The organism is Pseudomonas sp. GR 6-02, assembly GCF_001655615.1.
In the GTDB taxonomy this organism is placed as follows: domain Bacteria; phylum Pseudomonadota; class Gammaproteobacteria; order Pseudomonadales; family Pseudomonadaceae; genus Aquipseudomonas.
Genome location: NZ_CP011567.1, coordinates 5,575,918 through 5,592,202, shown reverse-complemented (window position 1 = coordinate 5,592,202; position 16,285 = coordinate 5,575,918). Strand labels below are relative to the sequence as shown.

At 60.0% G+C, this 16,285-nt stretch carries 12 protein-coding genes; 6 read left to right on the top strand and 6 right to left on the bottom strand.

Annotated features, from left to right (window positions below):
• Positions 1–159 precede the first annotated feature (159 nt).
• Genes katB through radA form a run of 3 tightly spaced genes read left to right on the top strand, consistent with a single transcriptional unit; the run spans position 160 to position 3,726 of the window.
• Positions 160–1,701 carry a catalase KatB gene (katB, locus tag PGR6_RS24740; RefSeq protein WP_064620499.1) on the top strand — a complete coding sequence of 514 codons (1,542 nt, stop codon included), beginning with the start codon at positions 160–162 and terminating at the stop codon, positions 1,699–1,701.
• Positions 1,702–1,758: 57 nt separating this feature from the next.
• On the top strand, positions 1,759–2,313 hold the full coding sequence (locus PGR6_RS24735) for an ankyrin repeat domain-containing protein (RefSeq protein WP_018925821.1): 555 nt from the start codon (positions 1,759–1,761) through the stop codon (positions 2,311–2,313).
• A 45-nt stretch (positions 2,314–2,358) separates the two neighbouring features.
• On the top strand, positions 2,359–3,726 hold the full coding sequence (gene radA / locus PGR6_RS24730) for a DNA repair protein RadA (RefSeq protein ID WP_064620495.1): 1,368 nt from the start codon (positions 2,359–2,361) through the stop codon (positions 3,724–3,726).
• A gap of 77 nt (positions 3,727–3,803) precedes the next feature.
• Here radA and PGR6_RS24725 read toward each other — a convergent pair whose 3' ends face one another.
• The gene (locus tag PGR6_RS24725; protein ID WP_064620492.1) at positions 3,804–4,172 is read right to left on the bottom strand and encodes a PilZ domain-containing protein; all 369 of its coding nucleotides are present in this window, start codon (positions 4,170–4,172) and stop codon (positions 3,804–3,806) included.
• A gap of 160 nt (positions 4,173–4,332) precedes the next feature.
• On the opposite strand from PGR6_RS24725, the gene PGR6_RS24720 reads away from it, so the two are divergent.
• The 3 genes from PGR6_RS24720 (at position 4,333) to yjiA (ending at position 7,705) form a co-directional block, all read left to right on the top strand.
• Positions 4,333–6,399 carry a carbon starvation CstA family protein gene (locus PGR6_RS24720; protein WP_064620488.1) on the top strand — a complete coding sequence of 689 codons (2,067 nt, stop codon included), beginning with the start codon at positions 4,333–4,335 and terminating at the stop codon, positions 6,397–6,399.
• A gap of 15 nt (positions 6,400–6,414) precedes the next feature.
• Positions 6,415–6,612, top strand: coding sequence for a YbdD/YjiX family protein (locus PGR6_RS24715; RefSeq protein WP_007937254.1), 198 nt, complete (start codon positions 6,415–6,417; stop codon positions 6,610–6,612).
• A gap of 121 nt (positions 6,613–6,733) precedes the next feature.
• The gene (gene yjiA, locus PGR6_RS24710; RefSeq protein ID WP_026286390.1) at positions 6,734–7,705 is read left to right on the top strand and encodes a GTPase; all 972 of its coding nucleotides are present in this window, start codon (positions 6,734–6,736) and stop codon (positions 7,703–7,705) included.
• Positions 7,706–7,823: 118 nt separating this feature from the next.
• Here the strand turns inward: yjiA and PGR6_RS24705 are convergent, their stop codons facing one another.
• The 5 genes from PGR6_RS24705 to PGR6_RS24680 form a co-directional block, all read right to left on the bottom strand.
• Positions 7,824–8,513: a GntR family transcriptional regulator gene (locus tag PGR6_RS24705; RefSeq protein WP_018925863.1), complete on the bottom strand. Its 690-nt coding sequence runs from the start codon at positions 8,511–8,513 to the stop codon at positions 7,824–7,826.
• 26 nt (positions 8,514–8,539) lie between these two features.
• The gene (locus PGR6_RS24700) at positions 8,540–9,244 is read right to left on the bottom strand and encodes a FadR/GntR family transcriptional regulator (protein WP_064620485.1); all 705 of its coding nucleotides are present in this window, start codon (positions 9,242–9,244) and stop codon (positions 8,540–8,542) included.
• Positions 9,245–9,297: 53 nt separating this feature from the next.
• A complete protein-coding gene (locus tag PGR6_RS24695) occupies positions 9,298–10,611 on the bottom strand; it encodes a C4-dicarboxylate transporter DctA (RefSeq protein WP_064620482.1) in 1,314 nt (437 codons plus the stop codon).
• Between the two features lie 255 nt (positions 10,612–10,866).
• On the bottom strand, positions 10,867–12,120 hold the full coding sequence (gene glyA / locus PGR6_RS24685; RefSeq protein WP_018925867.1) for a serine hydroxymethyltransferase: 1,254 nt from the start codon (positions 12,118–12,120) through the stop codon (positions 10,867–10,869).
• 246 nt (positions 12,121–12,366) lie between these two features.
• Positions 12,367–16,215, bottom strand: coding sequence for a sensor domain-containing protein (locus tag PGR6_RS24680; RefSeq protein WP_064620477.1), 3,849 nt, complete (start codon positions 16,213–16,215; stop codon positions 12,367–12,369).
• Positions 16,216–16,285 lie beyond the last annotated feature (70 nt).

Sequence of the window (16,285 nt, the reverse complement as noted above, 5' to 3'; positions counted from 1 at the left end):
AATCCACTCTTCGCGCGCGTCTACCCGCTCTAGACCGGGCTTTCCAGAACCTTTTCGCTATCGGCCCGGTACGGGATTTCTATTTATGTTTTGGCCTTTGGGTCACTAGCCTCTGTGGTGCGCACCAGGATGCGCTTAATAAAACCAGAGGAAACTTCCATGACAACTCCCCTTGGCCTCGGGGCTTTTCCCCTCCGTCGTACCTTCGGCGTTCTGAGCGTCAGCCTGCTGTCCTTCTCCATCAACGCTGCGACGTTGACCCGTGATAATGGTGCCGCTGTCGGCGATAACCAGAATTCGCAAACCGCCGGCGCGACCGGGCCGGTGCTGTTGCAAGACGTACAGTTGATTCAGAAGCTCCAGCGTTTCGACCGTGAACGCATTCCTGAGCGTGTGGTGCATGCCCGTGGCACTGGCGCCCATGGCACGTTCACCGTGACTGACGACCTCAGTGACTTGACCAAGGCCAAGGTATTCGCCGGCGGCCAGAGCACACCGGTATTTGTGCGTTTCTCCGCAGTGGTCCATGGCAACCACTCCCCGGAAACCCTGCGTGACCCGCGGGGGTTCGCCACCAAGTTCTACACCGCCGACGGTAACTGGGACCTGGTCGGCAACAATTTCCCGACCTTCTTCATTCGGGACGCCATCAAGTTTCCGGACATGGTCCATGCCTTCAAGCCGGACCCGCGCACCAATCTTGACGATGACTCCCGTCGTTTCGATTTCTTCTCTCATGTTCCGGAAGCCACTCGCACCTTGACCGAGTTGTATTCCAACTCCGGCACCCCGGCCAGTTATCGGGAGATGGACGGCAACAGTGTGCATGCCTACAAGTTGGTTAACGCCCAGGGTGAGGTTCACTATGTAAAGTTTCACTGGAAAAGTTTGCAGGGAATAAAAAATCTCACTCCTAAAGAAGTCGCCAATGTTCAAGGTCAAGATTACAGTCATATGACCAACGACTTGGTTGCTCATATTAACAAGGGGGACTTTCCGAAGTGGGACTTGTACGTCCAGGTTCTAAATCCTCAAGATTTGTCCAAGTTTGATTTCGATCCATTGGACGCCACCAAGATCTGGCCCGGTGTTCCTGAGCGAAAAGTTGGACAGATGGTATTGAACCGTAATCCGGCGAATGTATTCCAGGAAACCGAACAAGTGGCGATGGCACCGGCCAACTTGGTTCCGGGTATCGAGCCTTCGGAAGATCGCTTATTGCAGGGGCGAGTGTTCTCGTATGCCGATACCCAACTGTATCGCCTGGGGGCCAATGCACTGCAGTTGCCGATCAACGCACCGAAAGTCGCCGTGAACAACGGTAATCAGGATGGTGCGATGAACATCGGCGCCAGCAGCACGGGGGTGAATTACCAGCCGAGCCGTCTGCTGCCCCGTGAGGAACCGCAAACTGCGCGTTACAGCCAGTCGACCCTGTCGGGCAGCACGCAGCAGGCGAAGATTCAACGTGAGCAGAACTTCAAGCAGGCCGGTGATCTGTATCGCTCGTTCAACCAGAAGGAACGTCAGGACCTGATCGACAGCTTCGGCGGCTCCCTGGCCACCACCGATGACGAGAGCAAGCACATCATTCTGTCCTTCCTGTACAAGGCCGACCCGGAATACGGGACAGGCGTAACCAAAGTGGCCAAGGGTGATCTGGCCCGGGTCAAGGCGTTGGCGGCCAAACTGGTCGACTGATCTATCTGCCTGAAGCGGGGCCTCGTACGAGGTCCCGTCTGACCAAGGAGTCCCGCCATGCGTGTTTATCTGTCTGTGTTTCTGGCGTGCGTGTCGTTCGGTGTATTCGCCGGTCCTGACGCGCAAGTCTCGAAGGACCCCGAGGCGCTGAAAGCGCAATTACAGGATTACTATTTCGATGCCGCCCGAAGGGGGGATGTGCCGATGCTCGAGACTTTCATCGAGGCCGGCTATTCCCTCGACACCCGCGACAGCAAGGGTTACACCGCGTTGATACTGGCCGCCTATCACGGTCAGGGGGCTGCCGTGGAGCGCTTGTTGGCGGCCGGGGCGGACGCCTGCGCTCAGGACCAACGCGGCAATACCGCGCTGATGGGCGCGATTTTCAAAGGCGAAGTGCAGATCGCTCGAACCCTGCTGGCCGCCAATTGCAGCCCCGACCAACGCAACGGCGCCGGGCAGACTGCCGCAATGTATGCCGGGTTGTTCAAGCGCGTCGAGTTGCTCGACGCACTCAAGGCCAAAGGGGCGGACCTGAACGCCGAGGATCCGTTGGGCAACAGTGCCGCGCGTCTGGCCAGCGGTGAAATCCGCACGGCGGCGCCGCGCTGATCCGCGTCAGCTGAGCTATCATCGCGGTTTTTGCCGGGAGTTCAGATGGCCAAGGCCAAGCGCATGTACGGCTGCACCGAGTGTGGCTCAACCTTCCCCAAGTGGGCCGGCCAGTGCGGCGAATGCGGAGCCTGGAACACGCTGACCGAAACCATGGTGGAGAGTGGCGCCGCCGCGGCCCCCAGCGGTCGCACCGGTTGGACCGGCCAGCAGGCACAGATCAAGACCCTGGCCGAAGTCAGCGTCGAAGAAATTCCGCGTTTTTCCACGGCGTCCAGTGAGCTCGATCGAGTTTTGGGTGGCGGCCTGGTGGATGGCTCGGTGGTGTTGATCGGTGGTGACCCCGGCATCGGCAAGTCGACGATTCTGTTGCAAACCTTGTGCAACCTCGCCAAGAGCATGCCGGCGCTGTATGTCACCGGCGAAGAGTCCCAGCAACAAGTGGCCATGCGTGCCCGGCGGCTGGGCTTGCCTCAGGATCAACTGCGGGTGATGACTGAAACCTGTATTGAAACCATCATTGCCACCGCCCGGCAGGAAAAGCCCAAGGTGATGGTGATCGACTCGATTCAGACGATCTTCACCGAGCAACTGCAGTCGGCACCGGGGGGCGTCTCCCAGGTGCGCGAAAGTGCGGCATTGCTGGTGCGTTACGCCAAGCAAAGCGGCACGGCGATTTTCCTCGTGGGCCATGTCACTAAAGAAGGTGCGCTGGCCGGCCCCCGAGTGCTGGAGCACATGGTCGACACCGTTCTGTATTTCGAAGGCGAATCCGATGGGCGCCTGCGTTTGCTGCGGGCGGTGAAAAACCGGTTCGGCGCGGTGAATGAACTGGGCGTGTTCGGCATGACCGACAAAGGACTGAAAGAAGTCTCCAACCCTTCGGCGATTTTCCTGACACGCGCTCAGGAAGAAGTCCCGGGCAGTGTGGTCATGGCCACGTGGGAAGGCACCCGGCCGATGCTGGTGGAAGTCCAGGCGCTGGTAGATGACAGCCACCTGGCCAACCCGCGCCGGGTGACGCTCGGTCTGGATCAGAATCGCCTGGCCATGTTGTTGGCGGTTTTGCACCGCCACGGCGGCATCCCGACCCACGATCAGGACGTGTTCCTCAACGTGGTCGGTGGTGTGAAGGTCCTGGAAACCGCTTCTGATCTGGCGCTGATGGCGGCGGTCATGTCCAGTTTGCGCAACCGGCCGCTGCCGCACGATCTGCTGGTGTTTGGCGAAGTCGGGTTGTCGGGTGAAGTACGCCCGGTACCGAGTGGCCAGGAGCGCTTGAAAGAGGCGGCCAAGCACGGCTTCAAACGCGCCATCGTGCCCAAGGGCAACGCGCCGAAAGAGCCGCCGCCGGGGTTGCAGATTATCGCCGTGACGCGCCTGGAACAGGCCCTCGACGCACTGTTCGAATAAACCGTAAACGGGACACAAACCCTGTGGGAGCGAGCAGGCTCGCTTGTATGCTGGTACTTGAAGGGAGGAGGAGGCCTTCAGGCTTCGATCAGGGCACCCAATTCGCGCTCTAGTTCCCGGGGATCGCCCAGGTTGAACTCAATCAACCGTCGCAGGCGCTCGATGGATTCCAGGCTGATGTGTTTGCAGACGAACCCGAGCTGGCCATGGTCATCGTGGGTCAGTTGCACATCCATCTTGATGGCGAGGTCATCGTTGAGATGAATGTCGACCAGGAAATGCCATTCCCGATTACCCAGCCATGGCTCGGGCTTCTCGACCAGCAGTCCCTTGAGCGACAGGTCAATCAGCCGCACCGGCCAGGTGAATTCCCCTTGGCTCAGCTCGGTTCGGGCATCGAACGCAATACGTCTGAAGCGGCGGCGATCGGCAGGTTGTTCGCTCATGGCGCAATCCTCGTAAAGGTTCGCTGACTATAGACCTGCATTGCCGGAGGCTGCCAGCACAGTGATGGCTCTAGACTGATGTCGAACTATGGTCTTTGCCGCCAGTAGCGCTAAACTCGAGATGGCTGTCTTTCTTGTCCACTCTGGCTGGAATCATAAAATGAAAAATAATAATAGCCCGCTACGCCACTTACCCTGGCTGCTGCTGGCAGTCGTAGGAGCGTGCGCCCTGGGCGTAGTGGCATTGCGTCGAGGCGAGGCGATCAACGCCTTGTGGATCGTTGTCGCAGCCGTCGCTATCTATCTTGTCGCATACCGCTACTACAGCCTGTTCATCGCTAACAATGTGATGCAACTCGATTCGCGTCGGGCTACACCTGCCGTAATCAACAATGACGGTCTGGACTATGTGCCGACCAACAAACACATTCTTTTCGGCCACCACTTCGCGGCCATCGCCGGCGCGGGGCCGCTGGTCGGTCCGGTGTTGGCGGCGCAGATGGGCTACCTGCCCGGTACGCTGTGGCTGATTGCCGGCGTGGTGCTGGCCGGTGCGGTTCAGGACTTCATGGTCCTGTTCATGTCCACCCGCCGCAACGGTCGCTCCCTGGGCGACATGGTCCGTGAAGAAATGGGCCGCATCCCCGGGACCATCGCGCTGTTCGGCTGCTTCCTGATCATGATCATCATCCTCGCGGTGCTGGCGCTGATCGTGGTCAAGGCCCTGGCCGAGAGCCCGTGGGGCATTTTCACGGTGATGGCGACCATCCCGATCGCGATGTTCATGGGCGTCTACATGCGCTACATCCGCCCGGGCCGTATCGGTGAAATCTCGGTGATCGGCGTGGCGTTGCTGCTGGGTTCGATCTGGCTGGGCGGGCAGATCGCCGCTGACCCGGTGTGGGCCAAGGCGTTCAGCTTTACCGGGGTCCAGATCACCTGGATGCTGATCGGCTACGGTTTTGTCGCGGCCGTGTTGCCGGTGTGGCTGATTCTGGCGCCTCGCGATTACCTGTCCACGTTCCTCAAGATCGGCACCATCGTCGCCCTGGCGATCGGCATTCTGATCACCATGCCCGTGCTGAAAATGCCGGCATTGACCCAGTTCATTGACGGCACCGGGCCGGTGTGGAAGGGCGGGCTGTTCCCGTTCCTGTTCATCACCATTGCCTGTGGCGCAGTGTCGGGTTTCCATGCGCTGATTGCTTCCGGCACCACGCCGAAGCTGCTGGATAACGAAGTCAACGCTCGCTACATCGGTTACGGCGGCATGCTGATGGAATCCTTCGTGGCGATCATGGCGATGGTGGCCGCTTCGGTGATCGAGCCGGGCGTCTATTTCGCCATGAACAGCCCGGCCGCGGTTGTCGGCGGTGATGTGGTGGCGGTAGCGACAGCGGTCAGCAACTGGGGCTTTGCCATCACGCCGGAAGCGTTGCAAGCGGTAGCCAAGGACATCGGTGAAACCACCGTCCTGGCCCGTGCCGGCGGTGCGCCGACCCTGGCGGTCGGTATCGCGCAGATCTTGCACAGCGTGCTGCCGGGCGAAAACACCATGGCGTTCTGGTACCACTTCGCGATCCTGTTCGAAGCACTGTTCATCCTCACCGCGGTCGACGCCGGCACCCGTGCCGGGCGTTTCATGCTGCAGGATTTGCTCGGCTCATTCGTACCGGCGCTGAGACGCACCGAGTCCTGGACCGCCAACCTGATCGCCACCGCCGGTTGCGTGGCGATGTGGGGCTACCTGCTGTACCAAGGCGTGATCGATCCGCTGGGTGGCATCAACACCTTGTGGCCATTGTTCGGTATCTCCAACCAGATGCTGGCCGGTATCGCGCTGATGCTGGCAACCGTTGTGCTGATCAAAATGAAACGCCAACGCTATATCTGGGTCACCATGCTGCCAGCCGTTTGGTTGCTGATCTGCACCACCACTGCAGGCTTCATCAAGCTGTTCGACGCCAACCCGGCGATCGGCTTCCTGTCGCTGGCCAAGAAGTACAGTGATGCCCTGGCCAGCGGTCAGATCCTCGCTCCGGCCAAGAGCATCGAGCAGATGCAGCACGTGATCTACAACGCCTACACCAACGCAACGCTGACCGCGCTGTTCCTGTTCGTGGTGTTCAGCATCCTGTTCTATGCGCTCAAGGTCGGTATTGCCGCCTGGGGCACCAAAGAACGCACGGATAAAGAATCGCCATTCCAGGCTCTGCCGGATGCGTAACCTGAGGATTGCACCATGTTCAATGACCTGAGCCGCCTCGGTAAATACCTCGGTCAGGCCGCGCGCCTGATGGTCGGGATGCCCGACTACGACAACTACGTCGAGCATATGCAAACCAAACACCCGGACAAACCGGTGATGAGTTACGAGGCGTTCTTTCGGGAGCGCCAAGAGGCTCGCTACGGCGGCAAGGGTGGACCGAAGTGCTGTTGATGTACGCGGTTTAGGTAACACATCACTGTAGGAGCAGGGCTTGTCGGCGAAGGCGATCTTCAAGATGCTTTCGCCGGCAAACCTGGCTCCTACAGTTTTTTTGCGTCCGGGAGATCTTATTTTGTTAGCGCCAATCCCTGTCACGATCCTCAGCGGCTTTCTCGGCGCTGGCAAAACCACCTTGTTGCGCCACCTGCTCAAAGCCGAGCACGGCCTGAAAATCGCCGTGATCGAAAACGAGTTCAGTGACGCCGGCATCGACACCCAACTGTTGGGCGACGAGCCAGTGCAAGTGATGACGCTGTCCAACGGCTGCGTCTGCTGCACCATCCACACCGATTTGACCAAAGCGCTGTATCTGCTACTGGAGCGCCTGGACAGTGGCGAAATCGCCTTTGACCGCCTGGTGATCGAATGCACTGGTCTGGCCGACCCGGCCCCGGTGGCGCAAACCTTTTTTATCGATGAAGAGCTGCGCGAGCGCTACATCCTCGACGGCATCATCACCCTGGTGGACGCGGCTCATGCCGAACTGCACCTGACCCAGACCATTGCCCAGGCGCAGATCGGTTTTGCCGACCGCTTGCTGGTGAGCAAACGCGATCTGGTGGATGAGCCGACCTTCACCGCCCTCAGCGAGCGCCTGACCCGGATCAACCGTCGCGCGCCGATTCGTGTGGTCGACCACGGCAAGATTGATCTGGCCGAATTGCTCGATGTGCGTGGCTTCAACCTCAATGCCGACCTCGGTGGTGGCGTGAGTTTGCGCCCGGTGAGCAAGGCGCCCTCCATCGATCGCATTTCCAGCCTGGTGCTGCGTACCGACAAACCGCTGGATATCGACAAGCTCAGCGAGTTCATGAACGAACTGCTGGAAGACCATGGCAAGCAATTGCTGCGCTACAAAGGCGTTTTGAACATTCTTGGTGAGCCGCGGCGCATGGTGTTCCAGGGCGTGCTGAAACTGTACGGCTTCGATTGGGATACCGAGTGGGCGGACGATGACACGCGCGAAAGCGTGATCGTGTTCATTGCCGATGAGTTGCCGGAGGAGAAGATTCGCGAGGGGTTTGCGCGGGTTGCGGCGCAGTAAGCCCCGACATTTTCAGCGGGCCCGATGTCGTCGTCGCAAGCAGGTCGAATCGTCGCACCGTCGCTCCCACAAGGGGATGCATTTCCAGTGTGGGATCGAGCCTGCTCGCGATGGCAATCTACCCGGCAACACGATTCTGGCTGAGTACTGATCCGGAGTGCAGCAGTACCTCCTCAAGATGATCCAGATGCCGGTGCATCAACATTTCGGCCATCACCACATTCCCACGTTCTACCGCATCGACAATCCCCATGTGCTCCTGCCATCCGCAATAATCACCGGTCTGAGCGTCATACTGCGCAATCGCCAATGAAGTCAGCGGCACCAGACTGCCAAGAAAATGCGCCAGCGGCGCATTTCCCGCCATTTCGGCCAGTTGTAAGTGAAACTCCCCCGATAACCGGATCGCTGGACCACGCTCCTTGCATTGGCGTTCGCTTTCGATCAAGGCTCGCAGGCGCTTCAGGTTTTGCGCACGAGGTTGCTGGCAGGCAAGTTTCACTAGCGTGACTTCGGTCAGACGGCGAGCATGAAGCGTCTGACGGGTCTGTTCGGCATCGGGATCGGCGACCCGGGGGCGATGATTGGTCCGCAGGATGATGATCTGCTGATGGGACAGCTGCGTCAGTACTCCACGAATGTCACTGCGCCTGGCACCGAACATCTGCGCCAGGCTTTCTTCGGTAAAGCGACTGGCCGCATTGATGCGCTGTTCGAGAATGGCGTCGAAGATTCGCGAATAAAGATCATCCACCGGCGGACGAAAGGGCAGGGCAACAAGCGTTTGTGGTGAGGCGAAGCTGTTCATGGCCTGTCTCCAGTTCGAAGAGGGGGTCAACTGCCGAGGTGGTCGTCCGGGATATTCAATTCGATGCCCATCCGTTGACCTTCCCGAAGGATGTGCCGACGCATTTCGGCGCTGGCCTGGGCGCTGTTTTTGCTGCGTATCGCTCGTACCATGGCTTCGCTTTCTTCAAGGCGCTCAGCCAAGTGCTCCGGAGAATTGCGCAGCACGTCGGCGCTTTGCTTGAGGGCATTGCTGGTCTGCTGCACCACGCTCTGGAAAATCGGGTTCGAGGTCAGGGTGAACAACTCTTCGTGGAACGCGATGTAGGCGTTCACACCGGCCTCGCTGTCATTGGCTTCCAGGGCTTCGCGCATGTCCATCAGGGTCAGGCGCAGTTGCCCGACTTCCTTGCTGCTGATGGACTGCGCCACCAGGCCGACGATGAACGGTTCGAGGGTGTAGCGCAGTTGCAGCACGTCTTCCAGGCTGGCCCCGGCGACTGCGCTGTCGTGTCTTTGGCTGTCGCTGAGATTGGCCTCCAGCACCACCACGCCTTTGCCCGGCATCGAGCGCACCAGGCCGAGGGTTTCCAGCACGATCACCGCTTCGCGCAGGCTTGGGCGGCTGATGCCCAGTTGTTCGGCCAGTTCACGCTGGCCCGGCAGCATGTCGCCGGAACGCCACTGACCGCGAGCCAGCGCGGCCCGTAGTTTTTCTACCACTGAATTTACGACGGTTGACGAGGTAATCACTGTTCGCTCCAAATCGCGATAAATGTGCCTGCCCGTGGGCAGGCACACGCTGTTTAAAATTCCTGCTGATGTGCCGGGACAACCGGTTTTCTCGGCTGGAAGGTATAACCCACCTGGCCGGACAGCACTTTGTTTGCCCGTTGGATATCGATGTCCTTTTCCCAGCGAGCAATGGCCACCGTGGCGACGCAGTTACCAATCAGATTGGTCAGCGCCCGGCCGATGCCCATGAACCAGTCCACCGCCAGCACCAGCACCAGGCCCACCACCGGAATTGCCGGGATCGCCGTCAGGGTGGCGGCGAGAATCACCAGCGCCGAGCCGGGAATCCCGTGGGCACCTTTGGAGGTGATCAGCGACACCAGCAGAATCGTCAGCAGGTCAGTCATGGCCAGCGGCGTGCCGGTGGCATTGGCGATGAACACGATGGCCAGGGTCAGGTAGATCGAAAAACCGTCAAGGTTGAATGAGTACCCGGTCGGAATCACCAGGCCGACCGTGGAGCTGCCGATGCCCAGATGCTCAAGCTTGCGCATGATTTGTGGCAGCACGGCGTCGGAAGAGGCGGTGCCCATGACGATCAGCAGTTCTTCACGCAGGTACTTGAGCAGTGGCCACATCCGCAGGCCCGAGAGGCGCATCACCAGGCCGAGAATCAGCGCCACGAATGCCGCGCAGGTCAGGTAAAACAGGCCGACCAGACTGCCCAGGTGTTGCAGCGAGTCCAGGCCATATTTGCTGGTGGTGAAGGCGATGGCGCCGAAGACGCCGATCGGCGCCAGGCGCACGATCATGCCCATGATGCGGAAGATCACATGGCTCAGCTCGTTGATCAGCCGGGAAATACCCGACGCCGCTTCACCCACCAGATTCAGCGCGCTGCCGAACAGCACCGAAAACAGCAGGACTTGCAGGATGTTGTTGTCGGCGAAGGCGCCGATCACCGAGGTCGGAATCAGGTCCATCAGGAACTGCGTGGTGGTGTGCATGTGCTGACCGCGCTGGGCGATGTCGCCCATGTCGGCGGCGGAGAGCTGCTCCAGATGAATGTTCGCGCCGCTGCCGATGCCGGTTGTGAAGGCGAACACCAGGCCGATCACCAGGGCGATGGTGGTCAGTATTTCGAAGTAGATGACCGATTTGAGGCCGATGCGTCCGACCTTCTTCAGGTCACCGGCACCGCTGATGCCGCTAACCACCACGCAAAACACGATCAGGCCAATAAGCATCTTGATCAGTTTGATGAAGCCGTCGCCAAGGGGTTTGAGTTGGGCGGAGTATTCGGGAAAGGTCAGCCCGCAGACGATGCCGAGCACCAGTCCGAGAACCACTTGAAGGAAGATTGAACGCGAGCACCATCTGAGCATGGGAGGAATCCTGGTCGGTGTCCTGGCTGCCGTGCGCCAAGCGCATCAGATTCAGGACTTAATTATTGTGGTCTTACCGGTATGTCCAGTGCAGGCGCAGTCTACGCTGGATTTTTTCAGGATTACAAGGGGACTCAGCAAAATTGGCATGACCGGTCTGACCAGTGGTGCCGACCCCAATTGATCTTTATGGCGGACGAAAAAAAACCGGCCATCACTGGCCGGTTTTTTCATTGCTGCGGTTTAGCGGGGCAATTAAGCGCCGTACACCGGCAGTTTCTTGCAGATGGCCTTGACCTTCTCACGAACGGCGTCGATCACCGCTTCGTTGTTCAGGTCAGCCAGGATGTCGCAGATCCAGCCGGCCAGCTCTTTGCACTCTGCTTCCTTGAAGCCGCGAGTGGTCACAGCCGGGGTACCGAAACGCAGGCCGGAGGTGACGAACGGGGAGCGTGGATCGTTCGGTACCGAGTTCTTGTTCACGGTGATGAACGCTTTGCCCAGTGCAGCGTCGGCGTCTTTACCGGAGATTTCCTGCTTGATCAGCGACAGCAGGAACAGGTGGTTCTGAGTACCGCCCGACACCACGTCGAAACCGCGCTCGATGAACACGCCGGCCATGGCCTGGGCGTTTTTCACCACTTGTTGCTGGTAGGCCTTGAACTCAGGCTGCAGCGCTTCCTTGAAGCAGATCGCCTTGGCAGCGATCACGTGCTCCAGCGGGCCGCCCTGGGCGCCCGGGAATACTGCGGAGTTCAGCTTCTTCTCGATGTCGGCGTTGGCGCGAGCCAGGATCAGGCCGCCACGTGGACCGCGCAGGGTTTTGTGGGTGGTGGTGGTCACCACGTCAGCGAAAGGCACCGGGTTCGGGTAGACGCCAGCGGCGACCAGACCGGCCACGTGGGCCATGTCGACGAACAGGTAAGCACCAACCTTGTCAGCGATAGCGCGGAAGCGTGGGAAGTCCAGAACCTGCGAGTAGGCAGAGAAACCGGCCACGATCATTTTCGGCTTGTGCTCAACGGCCAGACGCTCGACTTCGTCGTAGTCGATCAGGCCATTGGCATCGATGCCGTACTGAACGGCGTTGTACAGCTTGCCGGAGGAAGAAACGCTGGCACCGTGGGTCAGGTGACCACCGTGAGCCAGGCTCATGCCCAGAATGGTGTCGCCCGCTTGCAGCAGAGCCAGGTAAACGGCGCTGTTGGCTTGCGAACCGGCGTGCGGCTGAACGTTGGCGTAATCGGCGCCGAACAGCTCTTTGGCGCGGTCGATGGCCAGTTGTTCGACGATATCGACGAACTCGCAACCACCGTAGTAGCGCTTGCCCGGGTAGCCTTCGGCGTACTTGTTGGTCAGTACCGAGCCTTGAGCTTCCATCACCGCAGGGCTGGTGTAGTTTTCCGAAGCGATCAGCTCAATGTGTTCTTCCTGGCGCTGAGCTTCTTGCTCCATGGCGGCAAAAAGATCGGCGTCGAACTTGGCAATAGTCAAATCACGGCTGAACATGGCGGTCCTCAAGGATCGGGGCAGAAAAGGGAGGCATTCTAACCCAACCGCTTTTAGATGGCATATGAAAGGACATCATGTCGCAGACAAGTGGGCTTCATGACGGGATCAGCGGTGATCGTGCGGGCCTCATCGCGGGCAAACCCGCTCCCACAGGGATCTTCAGTGGTCAAAAATCTTGGGTTCACCCAAAAAACTGTGGGAGCGGGCTTGCCCGCGATGGGGCCGTCCGCAGCACTCTGAAACTCAGTCGAACATGAACAACGCATCATTGCTGAACTGCGCTTCGAACCGGCCGGCCGGCATCGGGCGGCCGAACAGGTAGCCCTGAACCTCATCGCAGCCATGCTCGCGCAGGAAGTCGAGCTGTTCGTGGGTTTCCACGCCCTCGGCGATTACCGCCAGATTGAGGCTGTGGGCCATGGCGATGATCGCCCGGGCAATCTGCGCATCCTGCTCGCCCGACGGCAGGCCATCAACGAAGGTGCGGTCGATTTTCAGCACATCGATCGGGAATTGCTTGAGGTAGTTGAGCGATGAATAACCGGTGCCGAAGTCGTCGACCGCAATGCTCAGGCCGAGGTTTTTCAGTCCGGCGAGGATCTGCATCGCCTCGCTGACTTCACGCATCAGGATACTTTCGGTCAGCTCCAGCTCCAGGCACGCCGGCGGCAGGCCGGTTTCCCTGAGGATGGTGGCGATCCGCGTGCCGAGCTGCCCGTCGGAGAACTGCCGGGCCGAAATATTCACCGAGACCTTCGGCACCCGCACCTTGGCCTGGTGCCAGGTCTTGAGTTGACGACAGGCCTCACCGATCACCCAGTCGCCGACATCCACCACCAGCCCGAGCTCTTCGAGCACCGGAATGAAGTCCCCTGGCGGCACCAGGCCGCGGCGCGGATGGCGCCAGCGCAGCAGGGCTTCGGCGCCGGTCAGGCGTTTGCCGTCGCCGCTGAATTGCGGCTGGTAGTACAGCACGAATTCGTTTTGTTCCAGAGCGTGGCGCAAGTCGCTTTCCAGCTCCAGACGCTCCAGGGCGCTGGCGTTCATGTCGGCCTGATAGAACTGGAAGTTGTTCTTGCCGCGTTCCTTGGCGTGGTACATCGCGGTGTCGGCGTTCTTCATCAGCTGACTGAGTTCGCTACCGTCCTGAGGACTCAGGGCGATGCCGATACTGGCGGTGACGAAGAACTCGCGGCCTTCGAGCACGAACGGCTTCACCAGGCTGGCGAGGATCTGTTCGGCCACGTGAATGGCTCGGTTCAGCGCGATCTCGCGGTTGACCCGGGGTTGCAGCAGCAATGTGAACTCATCACCGCCCATGCGCGCCACGGTGTCGTCATCGTCGACGCAGCCGAGCAGGCGCGTGGCCATTTCCTTGAGCATGCGGTCGCCGGCGGCATGACCCAGGGAGTCGTTGATCGGCTTGAAGCGGTCCAGGTCGAGGAACATCAGCACCACCCAGGACTTCTGCCGTTCGGCCGATTGCAGCGCAGTGTGCAGGCGATCCTGGAACAGCGTGCGGTTGGGCAGGTGGGTCAGGGCGTCGTAATAGGCGAGGCGGTGAATCCGTTGCTCACTGGCCTTGCGTTCGCTGATGTCGCTGAAGAAACACACATAACTGGCCAGATCGCCTTCGTCGTCGAGCACCGCCGTAATCCCGACCCAGGCCGGATAGTGCTCGCCGTTGCGACGCTTGAGCCAGACTTCGCCTTCCCAGGTGCTGTGCTGATGCAATTGCTTGAGCACGTAGCGCAGATGAGTTTCCTGCTGCTCGTCGACGGTGAGCATGTTCGGCAACTGATCGAGCACCTGGGACACCGCATAGCCGCTGACGCGACTGAAGGCCTCGTTGGCCTGGACGATATAGCCGGCCGGGTCAGTGATCAGAATCGCCGAGGTGGAGTGCTCGAATACCGTGGCCGCCATGCGCAGGTCTTTCTCGGCCCGGCGTTGCTGGCTGATGTCGCGACCGACCCCGAGCACACCTTCGAAGGCGCCGTGTTCGTCCCAGACCAAAACCAGACGCAACTCGATAGGGATCTTGCGTCCGTCGGCCCGCAGGCAGTCGAACAAAAACAGTTGGGTCTGCACCTGACTGCGCAGCAGTGTCAGTTGATCGGGTTTATCCAGCGCTTTGCTGACCCGGTCCATCAGGCTGTAGATGCCGCTCAGTTGTTGCGGGTTGGCGATGGTCGATTGCCAGCCGTTCTGGAATATCCAGTCGGCGTCGAAGCCCAGCACCGCTTGCACCGAAGGGCTGACGTAGTTGAGCGCCATCTTGCTGTCAGTGGAGAAAATCACGTCGCTGATACTTTCGGCGAGCATCCGGTAGCGCTGCTCGCTGTCGCGCAGGGATTCACTGGCTTCGATCTGCTCGGTGATGTCCTTGGCCACACCGATGATGCGCGTGACCTGATCGTGCTTGTCCCGCGCCAGGGCCTGTTCGCGAATATCGAAACGCCGCCATTTGCCATCGCGATGACGGAAGCGCAGCTGGCACTGCAGCAATTGGGTGTAACCCGCCTGACGCTGAGATTGGCGAGAGCGGTGGTAGTAGTCGGCATCTTCCGGGTGCAAGAGGATTTCCCAGAAGTACTCGCCCATCTGGTGCAGCTCGGTGCGGTTGTAACCCAGCGTCTGCCCCAGGTGATGGTTGCTGAAGATCATCCGCTGGCTGATCACGTCTTGCACATACAGGTGATCCGGCACGGTGCGCACCACATCGGACCAGAATCCTTCGCGCTCCAGCAGCGAAAGCTCAATGAGTTTGCGGCTGGTGATGTCGCTGATGCTCAGGATCACCGCTCTATGGTCGGGCTGATCTTCCGGCAGGCGCAGCACGAGCCACAAGTGCTGGTCGCGGCCATTGGCGTCCTGAAGCTTGATTTCCAGCTCAAGCTGTTTCTGCTGGTGGAGCACCGCTTCGAGCACTTGATTGCCGATGGCCGTGCAGTCCAGTGGGCAGCCGTTGATCAGTAGTTTCCAGGCCTGATCGCAGGAATTGACGTTGAGCAGTTGCAGGGCGACCTGGTTGACCTCGGTGATGCGCAGTTCCTGCAACAGTTGCTGGCGTTGCTCCGGTATCCCGAGCCAGGTTCTCAGCTGCTCGCTGCTGGTGAGTTGCGCCTTGTCGAAAAAGCTTTTGAGCCCGGACAGGTCCAGCACGCACAGGGCAACACCGGTGCCTTCGAAGATGTCCTGATAGCGTCGGCGGCCTTCATGCAGTTGGCGTTGGCGGCGACGAATGTTCAGCAAAGCGATGAACGGTAACAGTGAGAAGGCCAGGCCCAGCAGGCATTTGCCGATGAATGCCGGCAGCAGTTGTTCGATCACCCGTTGCCGGTCGAACAGCCCGCGCAGTTGCCAGTCGCTGCTGCTCAGGGGGACGATCAATACGCTGTTGGTCAGTTCGTCGGGTGTCAGCGCCGCGGGTTTGGCTGAAGGCAGGGCGTCATCGCGACTGATGATCTGATGATTGATGCGGTTTTCCACCAGCCACAGGGGGCGAAGGCCGGCGTCGCCCTGTTTGGTCAATGAAGAAAAAAATGTCGGTGTCAGGCGCAGGGCCCAGTAGCCGCGAGTACTGCCGCTGGCCTGGTGCAGGAGCAGGTGCACCACCGAGCCGTCATCGGCATTGCTGAAATAGTGGGCCTGGGCGCGACTGCGCTGGACCAGTTCGCTCAGGTAGTTGGCGTCCTGGCTGTCGACGGCGCTGTCACTCAGGACTTTCCCGGAGGGGCTGAGCAGCGCCAGGCTGCGCAGGTCGGGCAGCGACTGTTGCAGTTTGCGCAGCAATGTCTGCTGTTCGTCGGCGCTTTGCGGTTGTTCGACGATCGGTAGCAGATTAAGGGCGATCTGGGCGTTGAGCGCCATGTTGAGGCTGACTTGCGAAGCCAGGTCGGCGGTGTAGTTGATGGTGTACTGGCGCTGGTTTTTCTGGGTTTCGCGCAGTTGATCCAGCAACTGCCAGAACAGCAGTGCGAGCAGCAACAGCACGAGAGTCGCCAGCGCGCCCTTCAAGCTTCCGCGCAGGGGCGAGCCGAGCCCAGGGTTGAGCACGCTCGCGGACGGTGGCGGAGTGACATTGGACAAACTGTAATCCTGCGGTTTGGCTGGACTGGCGCGGCGTGCACTATAAGCCGGACGCCCGAAGGGCGGCTAG

Excerpts from the sequence above, each read along its gene's own strand:
- katB (WP_064620499.1), top strand. The coding sequence starts at position 160 with ATGACAACTCCCCTTGGCCTCGGGGCTTTTCCCCTCCGTCGTACCTTC.
- PGR6_RS24735 (WP_018925821.1), top strand. The coding sequence starts at position 1,759 with ATGCGTGTTTATCTGTCTGTGTTTCTGGCGTGCGTGTCGTTCGGTGTA.
- radA (WP_064620495.1), top strand. The coding sequence starts at position 2,359 with ATGGCCAAGGCCAAGCGCATGTACGGCTGCACCGAGTGTGGCTCAACC.
- PGR6_RS24725 (WP_064620492.1), bottom strand. The coding sequence starts at position 4,172 with ATGAGCGAACAACCTGCCGATCGCCGCCGCTTCAGACGTATTGCGTTC.
- PGR6_RS24720 (WP_064620488.1), top strand. The coding sequence starts at position 4,333 with ATGAAAAATAATAATAGCCCGCTACGCCACTTACCCTGGCTGCTGCTG.
- PGR6_RS24715 (WP_007937254.1), top strand. The coding sequence starts at position 6,415 with ATGTTCAATGACCTGAGCCGCCTCGGTAAATACCTCGGTCAGGCCGCG.
- PGR6_RS24705 (WP_018925863.1), bottom strand. The coding sequence starts at position 8,513 with ATGAACAGCTTCGCCTCACCACAAACGCTTGTTGCCCTGCCCTTTCGT.
- PGR6_RS24695 (WP_064620482.1), bottom strand. The coding sequence starts at position 10,611 with ATGCTCAGATGGTGCTCGCGTTCAATCTTCCTTCAAGTGGTTCTCGGA.
- glyA (WP_018925867.1), bottom strand. The coding sequence starts at position 12,120 with ATGTTCAGCCGTGATTTGACTATTGCCAAGTTCGACGCCGATCTTTTT.